Consider the following 17,210-nt stretch of genomic DNA (forward strand, 5'->3'; position numbering starts at 1 on the left):
TTATTATTTTGAAGCTGCGACGACGAAATTAGTTAGACGCCCGATTGACTCAATTTCAACTTCTATAACATCACTGTCATTAAGAAATACCTGCGGATTACGTGAACGGCCAACGCTACCTGGCGATCCTGTCAAAATGACATCACCCGGAGACAGTTGCGTGAAGGTGCTCACGTAGCTGATAATTTTGCTTATTGAATGAACCATGTTGGCTGTGTTGTCCTGCTGAACACTTTCACCATTTAGCCAGGTTTTTATTTGGAGCTTTTGCGGATCCGGAACCTCATCACATGTAACCAGCCAGGGACCGAACCCACCAGTTTTGCTCTAGTTTTTGCAAGCTGTGAACCAGGTATTCTGCCAGTCACGCACGGAGCCATCCCTATAGCAGTAACAGCCCGCGATGTATTCTGCGGCGTCTTGCTCGGTGATGTTCAGGCCGGGTTTTCCAATGATGATAACCAGCTCACCTTCATAATCGAGCTGGTCGCTTAGCACAGGTTTCATGATCTTGCTCAGATGCACAATCTGAGAATCAGGGAACCGGATGAATAGGGTAGGCGCATCCAAAGTAATGCAGAACTCTTTGCGCTTGATCTGATAATTCATACCAACGCAAAGTATTTTCCCCGGATTTTCAATTACAGGAAGAAAGGTAATCTCAGAAAGCTGATAATCCGGTTCATGGCTTATATATCCGTCAGCAGAAACTATGCCCCTTTCTCTGATAAAACTTTTCAGATCGGTGGTGTCAATATCTGTCCGGCTTCTTAGCTCAATAATTCCCTCGCCCTGTAGAATACCGTAACTTTTATATCCTTCAGGTGTGAGATAACTTAAAAGCTTCATATACTTTCCCCGCAACGCCCTTCGACATAACGGAAGGGCGTCATTAAATTAAGCAAGACGATATGCCAGCAGGAACTTATTCAGCCAGAGCCCGCATTTCTTTGATGAGGTCTGATTTACCCTCAAAACCAATACCCGGCAGTTCCGGCATGATGATATGGCCACCTTCTACCTTCACTGAGTCCGGGAAACCGCCGTAAGGCTGGAACAGATCGGGATAACTTTCATTGCCACCCAGGCCGAGACCGGCGGCAATGTTCAGGGACATCTGGTGACCGCCGTGAGGAATGCAGCGTGACGGTGACCAGCCAAACTGCTCAAGCACATCAAGCGTCCGCAGATACTCAACCAGACCATAAGAGAGCGCGCAGTCAAACTGCAGGTAGTCACGGTCAGGCCGCATACCGCCATAACGCAGCAGGTTACGAGCATCCTGATGAGAGAAGAGGTTTTCACCCGTGGCCATTGAGCCCGGGTAGAACTCTGACAGCGCGGCCTGCAGGGAGTAATCAAGCGGATCACCGACCTCTTCATACCAGAACAGCGGGTATTCGCGCAGCATTTTCGCGTAGGCAATACCGGTTTCCAAATCGAAGCGGCCATTGGCGTCAACGGCGAGTCGCGCTTCGCTACCAATTTCTTCCAGCACGGCTTCAATACGACGGCGGTCTTCTTCCAGAGATGCGCCACCAATTTTCATTTTCACGACGTTATATCCGCGGTTCAGGTAGCCGCGCATTTCCTGACGCAGCGCGCTCAGGTCTTTACCCGGATAATAATAACCGCCAGCCGCGTATACGAAGACGCGCGGATTAGCCTCAACGCCCTTCATTTCTGCCAGCAGGCGGAACAACGGCTTGTTAGCAATTTTTGCGGTTGCATCCCAGATAGCCATGTCCAGCGTACCTACCGCAACTGAACGTTCGCCGTGACCGCCCGGCTTTTCGTTGCTCATCATGACGTTCCAGATCTTATGCGGATCCAGGTTGTCGCCTTTGGCATTCAGCAGGCTTTCAGGTTCGGCTTCGAGGATGCGGTTACGGAAGCGTTCACGGATAAGCCCACCCTGACCGTAACGGCCGTTAGAGTTGAAGCCGTATCCCACTACGCGGCGTCCGTCTACCTCAACATCTGTCACAACGGCAACCAGGCTGGCCGTCATCTTGCTGAAATCGATGTAAGCGTTACGGATAGGGGAAGCAATGGGTTTGGTAATTTCTACAACGTCAAGGATACGCATGTTCTCTCCGGCAGTTCTCAGTCAAATAACATATAACTTACGTACCTACGCAATGGGTTATGTCATGCCATATATTTATTGGCATAATACATTGACGTAGTGTTCAGGGAGCTTATTGCCCTGTCTGACTTCATCCTAAGCAGTTCATGGATTCCGTTCTAATGCCAAAGAGGCAGGCTGTAATGCAAAATAGGCATCATCTTGAATTAACCTGGCTTGAGGACTGTGTGGCTCTGGCACAGTCCCTGAATTTCTCCCGTGCAGCAGCTTCACGATATGTGACGCAGCCAGCATTCAGCAGGAGAATTGTTTCGCTGGAAGAGTGGCTTGGAACCCCGCTTTTTGAAAGAAATCGTCGGGGCGTCAGCCTGACGCGCGCCGGGGAGGTTTTCGTCACGCAGATCCCTGAACTTATTCGCGCACTCTATACCCTGAGAAGTGAATCTATAGAAGCTGCGGGAGAAACCAGACCGGACGTTATTTTTTCCGCTACGCACTCTCTGTCATTTTCATTTTTTCCGGCGCTGATGCGTAATAACGAAAAAATCGCGCGCTTCGGCTCTTTTCGCCTGTTATCTGACACGTTAAGTGCCTGCGAACGTATGATTGACAAAGGTGACGCACAGTTTCTACTTTGTTATTACCATCCTCATATGCACATCAATCTCGATCAGTCCAAATACCTCAGCGTCCGGCTCGGACGGGAAACCTTACTGCCTTATTCCAGATGCGATCCGGCAACCCGCGAGCCGGTCTGGCATGCTTCAGGCAGTAAAAAGTTTCCCTTCCTGTCCTATTCAGCGGAGTCCGGACTCGGCCGGATCCTTTCCAACACTTCACAGGTAAATCGTGCCAGACGTGGGATGGATATCGCGTTCACTGCCGATCTTGCTGCCACATTACTGGCTATGGTCAGGGCCGGCGACGGCATCGCATGGCTGCCGGAAACACTCGCCGCGCCGGATGTGGATGCCGGCTCCATTGCCGTTGCGGCTAAGAAAGACAGTGCGCTTTGGATACCCATAGATATCAGACTTTTCAGACCCGCAGCAAGGATGTCCCGGGCAGTAGAAGAGTTGTGGGAAATTTTCGTAGACGGCCAAATCTGACAATCGGAACATATTCAGGAGTTTCCAACATCAGCATCAGAAGATGAAAAGCGGGAGAACATAAAATCCGCAAGACATGGCATTGCATGCAGAGTTATCCCTATCAGATGTTCGCTTCTCGCTATGAGTTCAACGGGTCGACGCAACAAGCCCGGGAATTGCCTGTTGAGCTTTATAAAACATTCACATGGGATCGGAGTGCTGAAATGACCAGCAGTCTGATTTTTTCAGGCATTTCCATCAAATCGCCACAATTTATACCTAAGGTACAAAATTCATCTCTGTAGGGTAACACATGAGAGGGTTACAGCCATTTGATGAAAATTTCAGAAGTCAGAAAAGTTATAAAGATCAGTTAATACAATAGATTTTGTGACAATAAAGGATAACATGATGAAAGCGTGGCACATCTCCCTGACTGGAGTTTTTTTGATGATTTCGGCAACTACCGGATCGATAGCATCCGAAAAGCACACAATGCCCGGATACACTGAGGGAGCGGAAGTTGTTCAGATTAAGACCCGCCGCGACCAGATAGATAGCGTGGGGGATGTGGTATACGAACAAATAAAAAATACCCGTTCAGTCCGACAGTTGCATATGTCCGTTTTAGTACCGCGTAACGATGATCTGAAACCGGCGATTATCTATTTTCCCGGTGGGGGATTTACAACCGCTGAGCGTGACAAGTTCATAGAGATGCGTATGGCACTCGCAGAGGCGGGGTTTGTTGTCGCAGCAGCAGAGTATCGGACGATCCCTGATGTCTTCCCGGCGCCGGTTGTGGATGCCAAAGCGGCTGTCAGATACCTTCGGCAGCACGCAGTAGAATATGGCGTCGACCCGAAACGCATTGGCGTACTGGGAGACTCTGCAGGTGGATGGCTGGCTCAGATGCTGGGGACAACAAATGGAGATAAATCGTTTGATAAAGGTGACTTTCTCAATCAATCTTCCGATGTCCAGGCTGTAGCGACGCTTTACGGGATTTCTGACCTGCGGGACATCGGCGAAGGCTTTCCGGAAACTGTTCAGCAAGTTCATCGTTCACCAGCAGCAACAGAAGCCTTGTTGGTTAATGGCGCCGCTTTCAGAAATTTTGCTGGGGCGTCTATAACGGACTCGCCCCAGAAAGCGCTTGCAGCAAGTCCGATCGGACATCTTAACGGGCACAAACCTCCATTCCTGATTATGCATGGGAGTAAGGATTCACTGGTATCCCCTGAACAAAGTGCGAAGCTATATAAAGCACTCAGGAGTGGAGGTAACAGCGCTGATTACGTAATTGTTGAAGGTGCTGAACATGGCGATAACCATTGGTTCCAGCCAGCGGTAATCAACAGAGTTGTTGACTGGTTCAGACAGGTACTGGGCTCCCCTGAAAAAATGAGTAATAAGCCGGTTAAAGATCTGAACGCCAATCTCTGATATCCGTAAACTCCTTGTTTCCCTTGTAGTATGGGGGAACAAGGTAGTATGGATAAAATCCACATACTTCAAGAGCATAATTAATTTTTTGGCAGGCGCGTGACTCCATATCCATTCTGACAAAGAGTTGCTGGAATGGACTGAAACATGCTCACGACATGCCATAACCTTACAAACATAAACTACTTTCCAGTCTATATTGATAATTATTACGAACCACTGTAGGACTGACCAAGTGATCGGCTAATCCGTTAATCCTGAGAATACGCTCAATTCCTGTAATCCATTCTTCATGAGCACTCAGTGGAAATCAGAGATCATTGTTAACGCCGCTCAAAAGCGAAGGGGCAGAAGTACACATACTGTCCGTCATCTGCAAATGCGCCAGTTAAAATCAGTTCACAGTTAATATCTTTTGTCATGCTGTGACGAGCAAGTTCCGTAACAATATTGTCCCAGGTCCAGTTGGGTAATCGGGACCTGGTAGTTCAAAGCAACGTAAAGATTTATTAGCGGCGTTAGCCATACCAATGGCTAACAGATGCAAGTTCCAGCTCATCGTTTCCATAATGATTTCTCCATAATGCTTCATCACCGCTGTCGAGACGTATATAAAAATACTCACCCTTGCATTTACTATTAGCATCACGAAAATTAAATGAAAATGAACTATCCACCCTCCTCTTTTAAAGAGTTCGTTCATTTCCCTTACGATAGTTATTGCAATAATAATTTAAATTAGCAGGTATTAAAAGCACATTAACTCAGAAAATAGGTTTTTGTAAAAAAAACACAAAGGACAATAATCCATTAATTTATATTAAAATCTTTTATCATCCATAGATACCAGTCGGAGAAAATTCGCTATGATTAATATAAGATTACCCGTCATGACAATTTCTTTCAGTAGTACCGGGTCATTTTTTTGAAGCCAGGCCAGGAACTCAATATCACTGGTATACAAACCGAACTCGCGGAATGTTCTCGTAAGGTGTATGAGGTTATTTGAATAAATATCTAATGATTTGTAATCACCTCCAGCGAGCTGCTTCATCAGGAAATCTGCATGCTCTTTGATCTCTTTAAAACCCTTATATTTTTCATGCATATGTTCACCACAAACAATAGAAATTAATTAAACTGAAAATTAAGACACAGGAAGCTGCGTTTAGTCCAAGCATCCAAAACTAAACGCATTAAAAATCGGCCCAGACATAATAAAAATAACAATTATCTTATCAAGTGAGAATTAATGATAGACACTGAATAGATTAATGGATCGCTGACTCTTGTTAGCCAGCGACGCCATCTAAATATTATGTGATAAAGCTGATGAAGAAACAGCTTTAACAAACGCTAATAAAGGTTGTTTGAGTCAGTGCCCGTCGATTTTTAGAAGTTTTTCCAGTCATCATCAGCATGTGCATTTTTTAAAACATGATTGCTGGTAATCGGCTTCAGCGGCGTTTCCTGCTCTGTTTTGTACTTTCTTTCGTGGTTCTCTAACTCACCCACAGTAAACGCACTGACCAGTTTATTCAGAGCGCTGGCCTGCGCCATTAAAGAGAGTGAAGCGGCCGAGGCCTCCTGGACCAATGCTGAGTTTTGCTGAGTAACGTCGTCCATCTGGTTTACCGCCGCATGAACTTGTTCAATACCCTGCGACTGCTCGTGTGCGGCAACGGAGATCTCATCAATAAGGTCAGTAACCTGACGGACCGCATCGTTCATCCTGCTCATATTGTGCCCTACACCTTCAGCCTGATTAACCCCTGCTTCTACGAACTGCATAGAAGACTCGATCAGCTCTTTTATTTCTTTAGCTGAAGCTGAGGAGCGCTGTGCCAGATTGCGTACTTCACCAGCGACAACAGCGAAGCCGCGTCCCTGTTCACCAGCACGTGCAGCCTCGACAGCAGCATTCAACGCAAGGATATTAGTCTGGAATGCTATCCCTTCAATAAGTGAGATGATATCAGTGATTTTCGACGAACTGGTTTTGATATCGCCCATTGTTCCCAGCAAATTATGAACACGTGACGAACTATCGTCGGAAATGTCACATGCATTTTTAGATAGCTGACTGGCAAGACGGGTATTCTCAGCTGTCTGACGGACTGTTTCGCTAAGCTGGGACATGCTGGCAGCAGTCTGTTCCAGAGAAGCGGCCTGTTCTTCCGTGCGTGAAGACAAATCTTCATTACCCGCTGATATTTGCGCGGAGGCGGTACTGACAGACTGCGCTGATGACCTGACGGTAGTTAATGATAATGCTACATTTTCAATAAGATGGTTATAAGCTTTAGCCATTAAACCAATCTCATCTTTACGTGTTTCATCGGCACGTAAGGTTAAATCAAGTTTTTCACTGGCATTTTCCATCAGTGAACGTATGTTTTTAAGCTTTATTCGGATACCTGCTATGGTTCTGAATGTCAAAAGACTAAGCAGTATGATAACGGCTGAAGAACCGATTATCAGTGCCCATAAAGTCTGATGATAGATACGGAGATTATCGCTCTTGTATTCGTTGCTGACATCAATGTTAATCTGACGTTGTTTTTTATAACCCTCAATCAATTCACGAACCGATTGGCCTACGCCCGTATTCCCCTGCAACGCTGTCAGCGCTATGTCATCATTCTGAGCGCGTGAACCCGCGACAAACTGAGGAAGCTTTGTCTGAATATCCTGGATGATTACAAAAGCATGCCTGCTCAGTTTTTTATCCTGCTCACCTGAAAGATAATTATCCAGATATTTTTGATTCAGTTTTTTTAAGTTCTCTATCTGCTGAGCCAGCTCATTTTCAATCGCCGACTGTTGCTCAAGGCTTTTTGAACTTTGATGCCGGTAAAGCCAGATAGTTAATCCGTTACTGTCTGCTATCATATCGTCGAGAATCGCAACAGAGGGAATTGTATTTTCCTGCACATACTGAAAACGGGCCTGAAAACCTGATAGCACCAGGACTGCTGTAACCACTATTGCGATGAGCGCTATCGAGAGCAGGGAAAAAGTCAGGAACAGCCGTTGTGTAATTGTCATGTATTATCCTTATTATTCTGAATTAAAAACTATTTATTAAATTACATAATATCTATCGGCAGACAGATGTAGAACATTATTGTTTTTTTAAAATTAAAATCATAAATGAAACACATGATTTCAATGTCATTAAAAATTCACAAAAAAAACATTGACAATTAAAATGTCAATAATAGTGAAAATTTTCACACGCAAAATATCCATAAGCATTCAGCAAGTCCCTATGGTTTCAACCTTCTTATGAGTTATCCGGTTCTTGGTTTTGAAAAAATATTATATAATCAATGTCTTACTGAAAAAATGGTAATTGGTAGAAAACTCACACCTTTAAACATATATAATGCGAATCACCTTAAATAACATTCACTTTTCTTAAGTCAGAAAAAACAAAGAAGCCAAAATAATTTTATTTAGTTAATTAATTAAAGTAATTTTATTTTCTATCTATTAATTCCTGTGAAAATTTTCAGCAGGTTGTATTTAGAAAGCAACTGCAGACTCCTCACCGTCAGGAAGATAATCTTTATGCATTGTTTTTCTACCAGACATGACGTTACGGATAACAAATTCAGGGAATATACCTATATAGAGTATGGTTAATAATTTATTAAACCGAAAACTGATGAAAAACTACCATCAAAATAAAAACAGGAAAAAAATCAGGGTTAGGCACGCGATAGCGTTCTGAGATTCTTACAGTTGAGGAGGTCGGAAGGACACAGTGCATTTTGCAACAGCACTCCTGTTTACCCGCATGACCAGTTTGCTTCATCGCTTCTGCTCCGCATAGGATGAATAGCCGGCCCGGGTTTGGACGGCTCGACCCGGAAGTTGCGGTGTGAGTGAAGTTTGCGACTGAGACGCTGTCTGGGTGAGCATGTAGTAATCCCGGCAAATAAGAACGCCTTTGCGCCTGATGTTTTTAATCAGATCCACGTATTGCAAATATCAATCAATACCAGGCTTAAAAAATAATGAAAAGGCGAGGCAATTATTGTTCAGACACCCCGGGATACTTCGGCGGTTTCGCCACTCTCCTGCATGTACGCTGTGGTTGGCGTCTACTGGGAAACAGTGCGTAGCGGTGCCCCCGCGCGCAGTCCCGCCATCACCATGTCTATGAGCCAGGTTAGCCTGGGCTGCCACTCATCATTAAAATCGAGCTGCCATATACCCGCAATTGCCAGGAAAAAGTCGTCAGTGGTAACCCCCGGGTGGATAGTTCCCGCTTGCTTATTGGCATCAAGTAACAACTGAGCGGCAGCAATGACAGGGGCATAGCCTGCCTTTTCCGGACAGTCCCGCGAGAGCGATACCTTGCGAATGGCATTGGCCAGGCCTGCTTTGGTCATCGCGTATTCGGCAAGGCGATTCATCCAGTCACGCAACGCCTGTTCGGGTGCGCAGGTCCGGAGCAAATGTTCTGCAAACTTTGTGACCTGCAACATCTCATAGCGATAAACCTCCATCACTAATACCTCCCGTGTCGGGAAGTTGCGATAAAAAGTGGCCTGCCCGATGCCTGCCTTCTTCGCGATCGTGCTTAGCGGCACGTCTGCGGAAACGGTCAGTTCCTGAAGTGCAACCGACAGAATACGTTCGCGATTTTGCTGCGCATCAGCGCGTGCCGGGCGCTCCGTTTTTTGTTGTTGTGTCACCAGTCCTCCTGTCCACAATATTAAAACTTGCTTAACGGACAGTTGTCCGTTAAGTTTTCCCAAGCGGATAGTTGTCCGTTTGGTATTCTACCTTTTTCATCAATCCGGAGAAACATATGAAAACTTCAGGTAATACGATCCTCATCACGGGTTCAACCTCGGGGATAGGGCTGGGCCTGGCGGTACGTTTTCATGAAGCAGGCAATAAGGTCATTGTTGCTGGCCGTCGCAAGGCTTTACTTGATCAAATCATAAACGACTATCCCGGCATCGAGGCCATTGAGCTCGATATTGCTGATGCCGGATCCATTACCCGGGCGAGCGAACTCGCGGCAGTGCGTTACCCCGACCTGAATGTTGTCATCAACAACGCCGGTATTATGTTGAGCGAAAATGTTTTGGATCAGGATGCAGTGAAGATTGCGCAACAGACCGTTGAGATCAACCTTCTGGGGACCATTCGTATGACTTATGCGTTCTTACCGCAGCTGGTTCAAAAGAATGACAGTGTCATCATTAATGTCAGTTCCGCACTGGCGTTTGTCCCGTTCCCTATAGCCATGACCTATAGTGCCACAAAAGCTGCGGTTCATTCATTCACTGAAAGCTTGCGTGTTCAGCTCGCCGACACGCCCGTGCGCGTGATTGAGCTGGCGCCCCCTGGCGTGCGTACCTCGTTGTTCGGACAGGGAAATGACGAGCATGCCATGCCGCTGGATGACTTCCTGACTGAGACGCTCGACCTTTTGCATGCAGACCCGGCGCCTGATGAAATCATCGTTGAGCGCGCCAAATTTTTACGTACAGCCGGGGCGACGGGTCACTACGACAGCGCCCTTAAAATGCTTTCTGAATGGAAGGCTGCAGACTGAGCGTTTAGCTCTAAAAAACTCCACAAGTATGTTAATAAACTTGTGGAGTGTTACTTATTATTTTATCTCTTAGTCAGTGGGCGACGTTAAGCTTCTTACGTGCCTCAGCAACAGTCCTTGTATCCACGGGCGTTGCCGCATTGCCTCAGCTATTACGAATATAAGTGAGAACAGCTGCAATATTATCGTCGGAGAGTTTTTCTGCAAAGGCAGGCATACCCGCTCCTGTGGGGTTAGCGTGGGTCATTGGCCCGTACGTTCCGTTAAGGACGACGTTAAGCAGGCTTGCTGGGTCCGGTGAATTAATCTGCGGATTATTTACCAGTGCAGGGATCATTTTCCGGACCCCTGTACCGTTTGAAACATGACAAGCTCCGCATTGTGTCTCAAACACCAGTTTCCCGTCTTTCATTGCAGGATCCGTCATGCTGACCGGAGTAGGTTTAGGGACATCGGAAGCTGGCAAAGATTTCAGATAGCTGGCAATCGCTTGCAGATCTTCCGGAGTCATGTACTGAGTTGAATTTTCAATCGCTTCGGTCATGGGGCCTGATGATGCCGTTATATTGTTGGTACCCGAGTGCAGGTAGCTGGCAATATCGTCTTTACTCCATGAGCCTAACCCCGTATGCGGGTTCGATGTTAAATTCGGCGCATGCCAGCCTTGTAGCGTACCGCCTTGCAGATAATCTGAACTGTCGCCGCCAAGCAAGTTTTTCGATGTATGGCAGGATGCACAGTGTCCCGCCCCCTCGACTGATCTGCTCCCCGTTGATTAGTACACCCCGATGTTAGTAATGTCTTCATAAGTCACATGAGGACATCCCCATGAAGAAGCGTTTTTCCGACCAACAGATCATCAGTATTCTCCGCGAGGCTGAAGCCGGGGTTTCTGCTCGTGAACTCTGCCGTAAGCACGTCATTTCCGACGCCACGTTTTACACCTGACGTAAGAAGTATGGCGGTATGGAGGTGCCTGAGGTTAAGAGCCTGAAGTCGCTTGAGGAAGAGAACGCCAGACTCAAGAAGCTGCTTGCCGAAGCCATGCTGGATAAGGAGGCGCTACAGGTGGCTCTTGGGCGAAAGTACTGACGACAGACCAGAAGCGGGAAGCTGTGGTGTTGATGTGTGATGCGACCGGTCTGTCGCAACGTCGAGCCTGCAGACTCACAGGTTTGTCCCTGTCGGCCTGCCGCTATGACGCTTATGGTTCAGTTGCTGATGCGCATTTATCAGGGCGTATCACTGAGCTGGCACTGGAGCGCAGGCGTTTTGGCTACCGCCGCATCTGGCAGCTGCTGCGCCGTCAAGGGCTTCATGTTAATCACAAGCGCGTGTACCGCCTTTATCATCTGAGCGGGCTGGGCGTAAAACGCAGACGACGTCGTAAAGGGCTGGCAGCAGAACGTCTGCCGCTGCTCCGCCCGGCGGCGCCCAATCTGACCTGGTCGATGGATTTCGTCATGGACGCATTGGCCACCGGTCGCAGGATCAAGTGCCTGACCTGTGTGGATGACTTCACGAAGGAATGCCTGACGGTCACTGTTGCCTTTGGGATTCCAGGTGTGCAGGTCACGCATATTCTGGACAGCATTGCGCTGTTTCGCGGCTATCCGGCTACGATAAGAACTGACCAGGGGCGGGAGTTTACCTGCAGAGCACTTGACCAGTGGGCTTACGAGCATGGCGTGGAGCTGCGGCTTATCCAGCCCGGCAAGCCGACACAGAATGGATTTATTGAGAGTTTTAACGGACGCTTTCGCGATGAATGCCTGAATGAACACGGGTTCAGCGACGTCAGTCATGCCAGGAAAACTATCAGTGAATGGCGTCAGGATTATAACGAGTACCGCCCGCACTCCACGCTGAATTATCAGACGCCGTCTGAATTTGCGGCGGCCTGGAGAAAGGGTAATTCTGATAGTGAAGGATCCGACATGATTAACTGAGTGTTGTATCTAATCCTGAGGGCAGGCCAGTTCTGGTGCTATCTTATGACGGTTAAAACAGCGTCATGGACAAAGCAGAAAGAGCGAGTACGCCTGCGCAACTTTGGTTAAAGCGCCTGACTAACCGCGCATCCGTAAGGTAGTGTTTGATCATTGCACCAAACCAGGCCCAGATCCCAACACAGGGAAAACTCACGGCAGCAAAAAGAACGGTGTATAGCGCTATATCCTCGAATGAAAACACGCTGGGCAGACATGTGGATATTGCCACACTTGCCATAATCCAGGATTTCGGGTTGATGAGCTGGAAAAAAGCGGCTCCGATAAAACTCATTGGGTGTGATGTGTCTGCCGACCTGATTTCACCGGTGCTTCCCAAAATCTTCCAGGACAAATAAAGAATATAGGCTGCGCCGCTATACTTCATGAACACCTGGATATAAGGGAATAAAGTAAATATTTCATGCAGTCCCAAGCCGACTAAAAGTAGCATGAGTGCACTTCCGGCACTTGCGCCGGATATGTGACCCAGTGTTTTACGCGCTCCAAACCGGACGCTGGAAAAAAGGACCATGAGGTTGTTTGGTCCTGGGGTGACGGACATAACGATCGCCAGAACCAGAAAGGAGCTCAACTGCTGTGCTGTGATACTCATCTACTCCAGTCCTGTTGTTGTATTTTTTCCTTGTCGTCGCCAAAAATCTCGGGCGTTTTCCGTTTTATTGACGCTGATGTGAAGCAGAGTGAGTTTTTAATTCTGTTTGTCTCAACACAGGACAGGAACAGAGGAACTAAATAAATCTTTTGCATATGACTTTTTTTTGAATTTCATAAGAAGTATTCTCATAATTACCTTATAAAATTAGCCTATCAACAGGTTTTTTTGAGATGGATAAAGATGTGAATGTCGTTCAGACAAAACTGATTCAACAGCCGAAACTGGATGCGAAGGACCGAACATTATTAGCCATCCTGGCTGAAGATGCCTCACTAAGCTATTCGGAACTTGGGCGTCAACTGCACCTTTCAGCACCGGCAGTACATGAGCGGGTCAAACGGCTTAAGAGTGAAGGGGTGATTACAGGGACAGTGGCCAAGCTGGACAGCAACAAAATCGGGCGCCCGCTGCTGGCATTCATCCATGTCGATACATCGAGTTGGGCTGTAACGCGCTCAATACTCTCTTTAAAGTCGCTTTCCGATGTAGAGGAAATTCACACCGTCGCAGGTGATAGTGCCATGCTGCTAAAAGTCAGAACCCAGAATACTCAGTCACTTGAAGCCCTGCTGGAAGTGATTCATTCAATTGACGGTTTTACTGGAACGCGCAGCTATATTGTATTAACTCCCCACCTTGAAAGGGGGCCAGCCCCCTTACTCTCAAATTAGAGCTGAAGTGATGTTATGGATGCTCCTTCCATCGATTACATTGAAGTGCTCTACAACCGAACCCGGCGTCACAGTCATCTTAGTGGTTTCAGTGGAGTGCCCCCGAGCCCGTAGACAAATCTGGCCTATATTTTGAGCATAGCAACTGTCTTTCGAGCGCGACTACGAAGCATGCTGGTGATGCATAGGATCCCATGCTTCATTCTTTTTCAGCATTGCGTTCAGGATCGTCAGCAATTTTCTGATGCAGGCCGTCAGTGCAACTTTTTTGGGTTTTCCTGCGGCAACCAGGCGTGTATAGAGCTCTTTAATTACCGGGTTGTGCTGTAAGTATCCCGCTTATCCGCTGAAGAGGTGGATGGATAACGGCCCGGAACTGATATCACTGGCTCTGGCGCAATGGGCTGAAGACCATGGTGTGATGCTGGAATTTATCAAGCCGGGTAAGCCGACACAGAACGCGTTTATAGAACGGTTTAACAGGACGTACCGGACAGAAATACTGGATTTTTACCTGTTCAGAACGCTGAACGAAGCACGGGAAATCACAGAGCGCTGGCTGAATGAATACAACAGTGAGCGGCCCCATGAATCCCTGAATAACCTGACACCGGAAGAATACCGGCTGATGGCTGAGAAACCGGAAATCTCAAAAAGTGTGTGGAACTAAAGCTGGTATACTTACAACTTGACTCGTCATATCGGGCCAAACTGTATTATCAAGGACAACTAGAAAAGGGAAAATCCCATCAATCCGCGATCCGAGCTTTGGCATTTATGCCCGAAAAGACTACCAGAGCCGATGCCAGCGACAAGAAGAGGGGGATATAATAAAAGCTAAAGTGGCCGGAAAATTTTGCGAACGACAGGCTGATCGGCAGCTGCACGACAAAATCCTTGAACTCTGGATGTTGTTTCAGGAAGGAAAACAAAATTTGCGCAAGAACGATTTGCCCAAAGGCGTTTGGTGCGGTCGCGCGGATTGACCCAGATGGCCTCGCATGTTCCGATTCGGCCATCAAGCTGTCTTGTTTGAATGCTCATAACGCACTGGTAAATCATAATAAAATTAATTTCATGCAATCGTTATTATGCTAAATGGTAGCTATTTAACTGCATGTTCTTTTCTTCCCCAAACAATTCCACCATGTCAGCGAGCGCGGTGCCGTTGCCGGTCTGTGCCAGCACAGAAATCATCACGCAGGCAGGCGAGGGACTTACTACCGAAATATCCGCTACCCGCTCGTCAGCAGAGCGCCCGTAATACTCATCGGAACCGACCGGACCGGCTACGCTCAGCCCTTCAAATGCCTGCTGCGCACGGATATGCAAATCCGCATCAACTTTCCATCACTGCAGCCACGGCGGGCACGCTGAACGTGGCGGCGATATTGTCGAGATCAGTACTGGTGGGTCATCGCCTGCGATGCTTCGTTAACCCGCTGACGCAGGATCACTTCGCGGTAGGGGTTCTCCTCCAACATTCCAGCGTCAGCGTGCGGGCAGTCACGGCCTGCTGGTCTTCAGGGTACAAGGAGACCAGCGTGGCTTTGCGTTCCGCCAGCAGGATTTCGTAATCCAGCACCTCCTCCACGTTGGGGGTGGGTAACTGTAACTGCTTCAGATAGATAGTTGCTATAATTCAGCGCACGGGTAGGGTTAATGAAATGGTGGCGGACGTATCCTTGCGGGTGCCGGATCCACCTAGGCAACGGTACCAATGCGGATCAGATTGCGCACTAGGCGCAGAATGTCGTTATTTGGATGAATGTACTCATTAAAAGAATACCGCCCTGACAAGCAGCATACAATTTGAAGCGCGTTGTCTGTCAAAGGCACAACACCACTATCTGAGCCTAAAAAACTGCATCGAATGCCAGCTCATTTTGCCCGTTCATGCTGGTTCACAGAGAAATGTCTAAGGGTTTTCCTCCAGAGTTCCGCCACATTTAATGAGTAAACTCATTAAATAACTTAAATTATCACTCCCACTTATTCTTTCATCGTCCGAATCTATGTAGGGTCGTGAATAAAAAACATAAGACGAATCGCAAAGAAAATGAAAGGGGACAAACTTACCCAACTGTTAATTGAGGCTAATACCCACAATAAAACCACTGTCAATGCCTTGTTGATTTCTCTTGGGAAATTAATTATGTAATTATTTTAACTGGCTTTTTATGAACGCGCTAAGAACTATAAGTCAAGGTTTCAATATGTTTCAATGAATTGAAAGCTAAAGGAATGCTAATAACGCATTGTGATTATTTAAGAGGATTCCTATCTAGTGGGACTGAAACTTGTTACTTTTTTTATTTCAACAAGATTAACATACGACTCAATAGCACTTAAAATGGACAACAAAATTCAAGAAGCCTATAAAACATCGATTCCATGTAAGGTGGCAGTATTTGAAACGGGGCCAACTTGGCCTCGTTGACACTTCAGCAATAATGAGTAAGCATTGAGAGAATTTATGATTAAGTCGATACTCTATTTTTTAGGTCTTTACAGAGCGCCAAAAGGAACCTATCGAAAGATCAATGGGGAAGAATATGAAAGGATTTTTGTTGTCGGTGATATTCACGCCAACTTCCACAAGCTTAATCAAGAACTATTAAACATAGGCTTTAATAAAGAAAGGGACCTTCTTATTTCTGTCGGGAACTTAATAGATTATGGCTCGGATAACATTACCTGCCTTGAACTGATAGGGCAAATTTGGTTTGTCGCTGTGCGTGGTAATCATGAGGAAATGGCTCTTGATGCGGTAGAGGGTATGAACGTTGCATATTGGAAATCACATGGTGGTAGTTGGTATTTTGATCTGGATTTAGAAGATGGAAAAAAGGTTGATATTTTAATAAGGAAAATTCAAAGTTTGCCTTACATTATTGAGGCAAATGTTAAGGATGGAAAGCATGTCATTTGTCATGCTGATTATCCAAGTAACTATTATAAATTCGGAAAAAGTGTAGATCTCTGGAAAGTTAGCTGGAGCCGGGAAAGACTGTTTAGTGCTATGAACGGAAATGGTTGCAAAATAAAAGGGGCGAAGCAATTCATTTTTGGTCATAGCTCATTAACTCTCCCCTTCAGAGACGGAAATCAGATATGGATTGATACTAGCTCTTACGTAGGAAATGAGATAAACATTATACAAATACAATAAGCATAATTGATTTATGTAAGTTCCTGTCCCGGATATCACCAGTGGTCTGGAGCACACTTTGCTGAACGGGGCATTACACCTTCCAGAGCAGCAATGAAATTATTGCGCTGGATGCTCTGGTGCCCGTGCTTAAACTTGGGGAGCAATCTCATATAGGCGACTCCGAACTACACATCCATCGTTTCTGTGGATAGTGCTACTGATCTCCTCCCTGAAATCCGCACCATTCTCTTTTAGAGATCCTCTGGCATGTGGATTAATTTACCCTGAAAGCGAACTTCCGCTCTTCGCTCTCAGCAGCCTGATGGGCCTCACCTACAGCAGCTTGGTGCCTAAATCGGACCTTGCTAATATCCTGCCATGTCGATCAAATGTGAGCCGGTCACCCCGGGCGCACAGGCACCTGTTTACGCACTGCGTTAGACAGAACTAACGATGTGGTCACTGAACCATGAACCGCCAGGGCATCGACAACGGCTTCCAAATCAGCCGGTTG

At 46.7% G+C, this 17,210-nt stretch carries 12 protein-coding genes and 6 pseudogenes; 7 read left to right on the forward strand and 11 right to left on the reverse strand.

Annotated features, from left to right (window positions below):
• Nucleotides 1–3: 3 nt before the first annotated feature.
• Nucleotides 4–849 (reverse strand): annotated as a pseudogene (locus tag LC431_RS20175) (fumarylacetoacetate hydrolase family protein).
• 76 nt (nucleotides 850–925) lie between these two features.
• Complete coding sequence (locus LC431_RS20180) at nucleotides 926–2,089, reverse strand: mandelate racemase/muconate lactonizing enzyme family protein (protein ID WP_223510270.1); 1,164 nt, start codon at nucleotides 2,087–2,089, stop codon at nucleotides 926–928.
• A 182-nt stretch (nucleotides 2,090–2,271) separates the two neighbouring features.
• On the opposite strand from LC431_RS20180, the gene LC431_RS20185 reads away from it, so the two are divergent.
• Both LC431_RS20185 and LC431_RS20190 read left to right on the forward strand, forming a co-directional pair.
• Complete coding sequence (locus LC431_RS20185) at nucleotides 2,272–3,198, forward strand: LysR family transcriptional regulator (RefSeq protein ID WP_223510271.1); 927 nt, start codon at nucleotides 2,272–2,274, stop codon at nucleotides 3,196–3,198.
• A gap of 393 nt (nucleotides 3,199–3,591) precedes the next feature.
• Complete coding sequence (locus tag LC431_RS20190) at nucleotides 3,592–4,626, forward strand: alpha/beta hydrolase (RefSeq protein ID WP_223510284.1); 1,035 nt, start codon at nucleotides 3,592–3,594, stop codon at nucleotides 4,624–4,626.
• Nucleotides 4,627–5,446: 820 nt separating this feature from the next.
• Here the strand turns inward: LC431_RS20190 and LC431_RS20195 are convergent.
• From LC431_RS20195 to LC431_RS20205, 3 genes are all read right to left on the reverse strand, one after another.
• Nucleotides 5,447–5,734 (reverse strand): hypothetical protein, encoded by a 288-nt coding sequence (locus LC431_RS20195; protein ID WP_223510272.1) that lies wholly within the window; start codon nucleotides 5,732–5,734, stop codon nucleotides 5,447–5,449.
• A gap of 284 nt (nucleotides 5,735–6,018) precedes the next feature.
• On the reverse strand, nucleotides 6,019–7,674 hold the full coding sequence (locus LC431_RS20200) for a methyl-accepting chemotaxis protein (protein ID WP_223510273.1): 1,656 nt from the start codon (nucleotides 7,672–7,674) through the stop codon (nucleotides 6,019–6,021).
• Between the two features lie 1,061 nt (nucleotides 7,675–8,735).
• Nucleotides 8,736–9,332 carry a TetR/AcrR family transcriptional regulator gene (locus tag LC431_RS20205; protein ID WP_223510274.1) on the reverse strand — a complete coding sequence of 199 codons (597 nt, stop codon included), beginning with the start codon at nucleotides 9,330–9,332 and terminating at the stop codon, nucleotides 8,736–8,738.
• 116 nt (nucleotides 9,333–9,448) lie between these two features.
• On the opposite strand from LC431_RS20205, the gene LC431_RS20210 reads away from it, so the two are divergent.
• On the forward strand, nucleotides 9,449–10,204 hold the full coding sequence (locus LC431_RS20210; protein WP_223510275.1) for an SDR family oxidoreductase: 756 nt from the start codon (nucleotides 9,449–9,451) through the stop codon (nucleotides 10,202–10,204).
• A 145-nt stretch (nucleotides 10,205–10,349) separates the two neighbouring features.
• Here LC431_RS20210 and LC431_RS26315 read toward each other — a convergent pair whose 3' ends face one another.
• Both LC431_RS26315 and LC431_RS26320 read right to left on the reverse strand, forming a co-directional pair.
• Nucleotides 10,350–10,631 carry a cytochrome c gene (locus LC431_RS26315; protein ID WP_370633913.1) on the reverse strand — a complete coding sequence of 94 codons (282 nt, stop codon included), beginning with the start codon at nucleotides 10,629–10,631 and terminating at the stop codon, nucleotides 10,350–10,352.
• A 48-nt stretch (nucleotides 10,632–10,679) separates the two neighbouring features.
• A pseudogene (locus LC431_RS26320) lies at nucleotides 10,680–10,937 on the reverse strand (cytochrome c); the annotation flags it as partial.
• Between the two features lie 95 nt (nucleotides 10,938–11,032).
• On the opposite strand from LC431_RS26320, the pseudogene LC431_RS20220 reads away from it, so the two are divergent.
• Nucleotides 11,033–12,153, forward strand: a pseudogene (locus tag LC431_RS20220) (IS3 family transposase).
• Between the two features lie 52 nt (nucleotides 12,154–12,205).
• On the opposite strand, the gene LC431_RS20225 reads toward LC431_RS20220, so the two are convergent.
• Nucleotides 12,206–12,808, reverse strand: coding sequence for a LysE family translocator (locus tag LC431_RS20225; protein WP_223510277.1), 603 nt, complete (start codon nucleotides 12,806–12,808; stop codon nucleotides 12,206–12,208).
• 233 nt (nucleotides 12,809–13,041) lie between these two features.
• On the opposite strand from LC431_RS20225, the gene LC431_RS20230 reads away from it, so the two are divergent.
• Nucleotides 13,042–13,542, forward strand: coding sequence for an Lrp/AsnC family transcriptional regulator (locus tag LC431_RS20230; RefSeq protein ID WP_223510278.1), 501 nt, complete (start codon nucleotides 13,042–13,044; stop codon nucleotides 13,540–13,542).
• Nucleotides 13,543–13,704: 162 nt separating this feature from the next.
• On the opposite strand, the pseudogene LC431_RS20235 reads toward LC431_RS20230, so the two are convergent.
• Nucleotides 13,705–13,869: pseudogene (locus tag LC431_RS20235) on the reverse strand (IS110 family transposase); the annotation flags it as partial.
• Nucleotides 13,870–13,885: 16 nt separating this feature from the next.
• Between LC431_RS20235 and LC431_RS20240 the strand changes: the two are divergent.
• Nucleotides 13,886–14,212 (forward strand): annotated as a pseudogene (locus LC431_RS20240) (integrase core domain-containing protein); the annotation flags it as partial.
• Nucleotides 14,213–14,291: 79 nt separating this feature from the next.
• On the opposite strand, the gene LC431_RS20245 reads toward LC431_RS20240, so the two are convergent.
• Complete coding sequence (locus LC431_RS20245; protein WP_223510285.1) at nucleotides 14,292–14,561, reverse strand: hypothetical protein; 270 nt, start codon at nucleotides 14,559–14,561, stop codon at nucleotides 14,292–14,294.
• Between the two features lie 124 nt (nucleotides 14,562–14,685).
• Nucleotides 14,686–15,181 (reverse strand): annotated as a pseudogene (locus LC431_RS20250) (baseplate assembly protein); the annotation flags it as partial.
• An 837-nt stretch (nucleotides 15,182–16,018) separates the two neighbouring features.
• Here LC431_RS20250 and LC431_RS20255 point away from each other — a divergent pair.
• Complete coding sequence (locus tag LC431_RS20255) at nucleotides 16,019–16,714, forward strand: metallophosphoesterase (protein WP_223510279.1); 696 nt, start codon at nucleotides 16,019–16,021, stop codon at nucleotides 16,712–16,714.
• The last annotated feature ends 496 nt before the right edge of the window (nucleotides 16,715–17,210 follow it).

It is taken from the genome of Rahnella sp. GSA61A, from assembly GCF_019969905.1.
Taxonomy (GTDB): Bacteria; Pseudomonadota; Gammaproteobacteria; order Enterobacterales; family Enterobacteriaceae; genus Rahnella; species Rahnella aceris.

Bases quoted from the DNA above. Each gene is read 5' to 3' on its own strand.
- LC431_RS20180 (WP_223510270.1), bottom strand. From the start codon at position 2,089: ATGCGTATCCTTGACGTTGTAGAAATTACCAAACCCATTGCTTCCCCT.
- LC431_RS20185 (WP_223510271.1), top strand. From the start codon at position 2,272: ATGCAAAATAGGCATCATCTTGAATTAACCTGGCTTGAGGACTGTGTG.
- LC431_RS20190 (WP_223510284.1), top strand. From the start codon at position 3,592: ATGAAAGCGTGGCACATCTCCCTGACTGGAGTTTTTTTGATGATTTCG.
- LC431_RS20195 (WP_223510272.1), bottom strand. From the start codon at position 5,734: ATGCATGAAAAATATAAGGGTTTTAAAGAGATCAAAGAGCATGCAGAT.
- LC431_RS20200 (WP_223510273.1), bottom strand. From the start codon at position 7,674: ATGACAATTACACAACGGCTGTTCCTGACTTTTTCCCTGCTCTCGATA.
- LC431_RS20210 (WP_223510275.1), top strand. From the start codon at position 9,449: ATGAAAACTTCAGGTAATACGATCCTCATCACGGGTTCAACCTCGGGG.
- LC431_RS26315 (WP_370633913.1), bottom strand. From the start codon at position 10,631: ATGACGGATCCTGCAATGAAAGACGGGAAACTGGTGTTTGAGACACAA.
- LC431_RS20225 (WP_223510277.1), bottom strand. From the start codon at position 12,808: ATGAGTATCACAGCACAGCAGTTGAGCTCCTTTCTGGTTCTGGCGATC.
- LC431_RS20230 (WP_223510278.1), top strand. From the start codon at position 13,042: ATGGATAAAGATGTGAATGTCGTTCAGACAAAACTGATTCAACAGCCG.
- LC431_RS20245 (WP_223510285.1), bottom strand. From the start codon at position 14,561: ATGGCCGAATCGGAACATGCGAGGCCATCTGGGTCAATCCGCGCGACC.
- LC431_RS20255 (WP_223510279.1), top strand. From the start codon at position 16,019: ATGATTAAGTCGATACTCTATTTTTTAGGTCTTTACAGAGCGCCAAAA.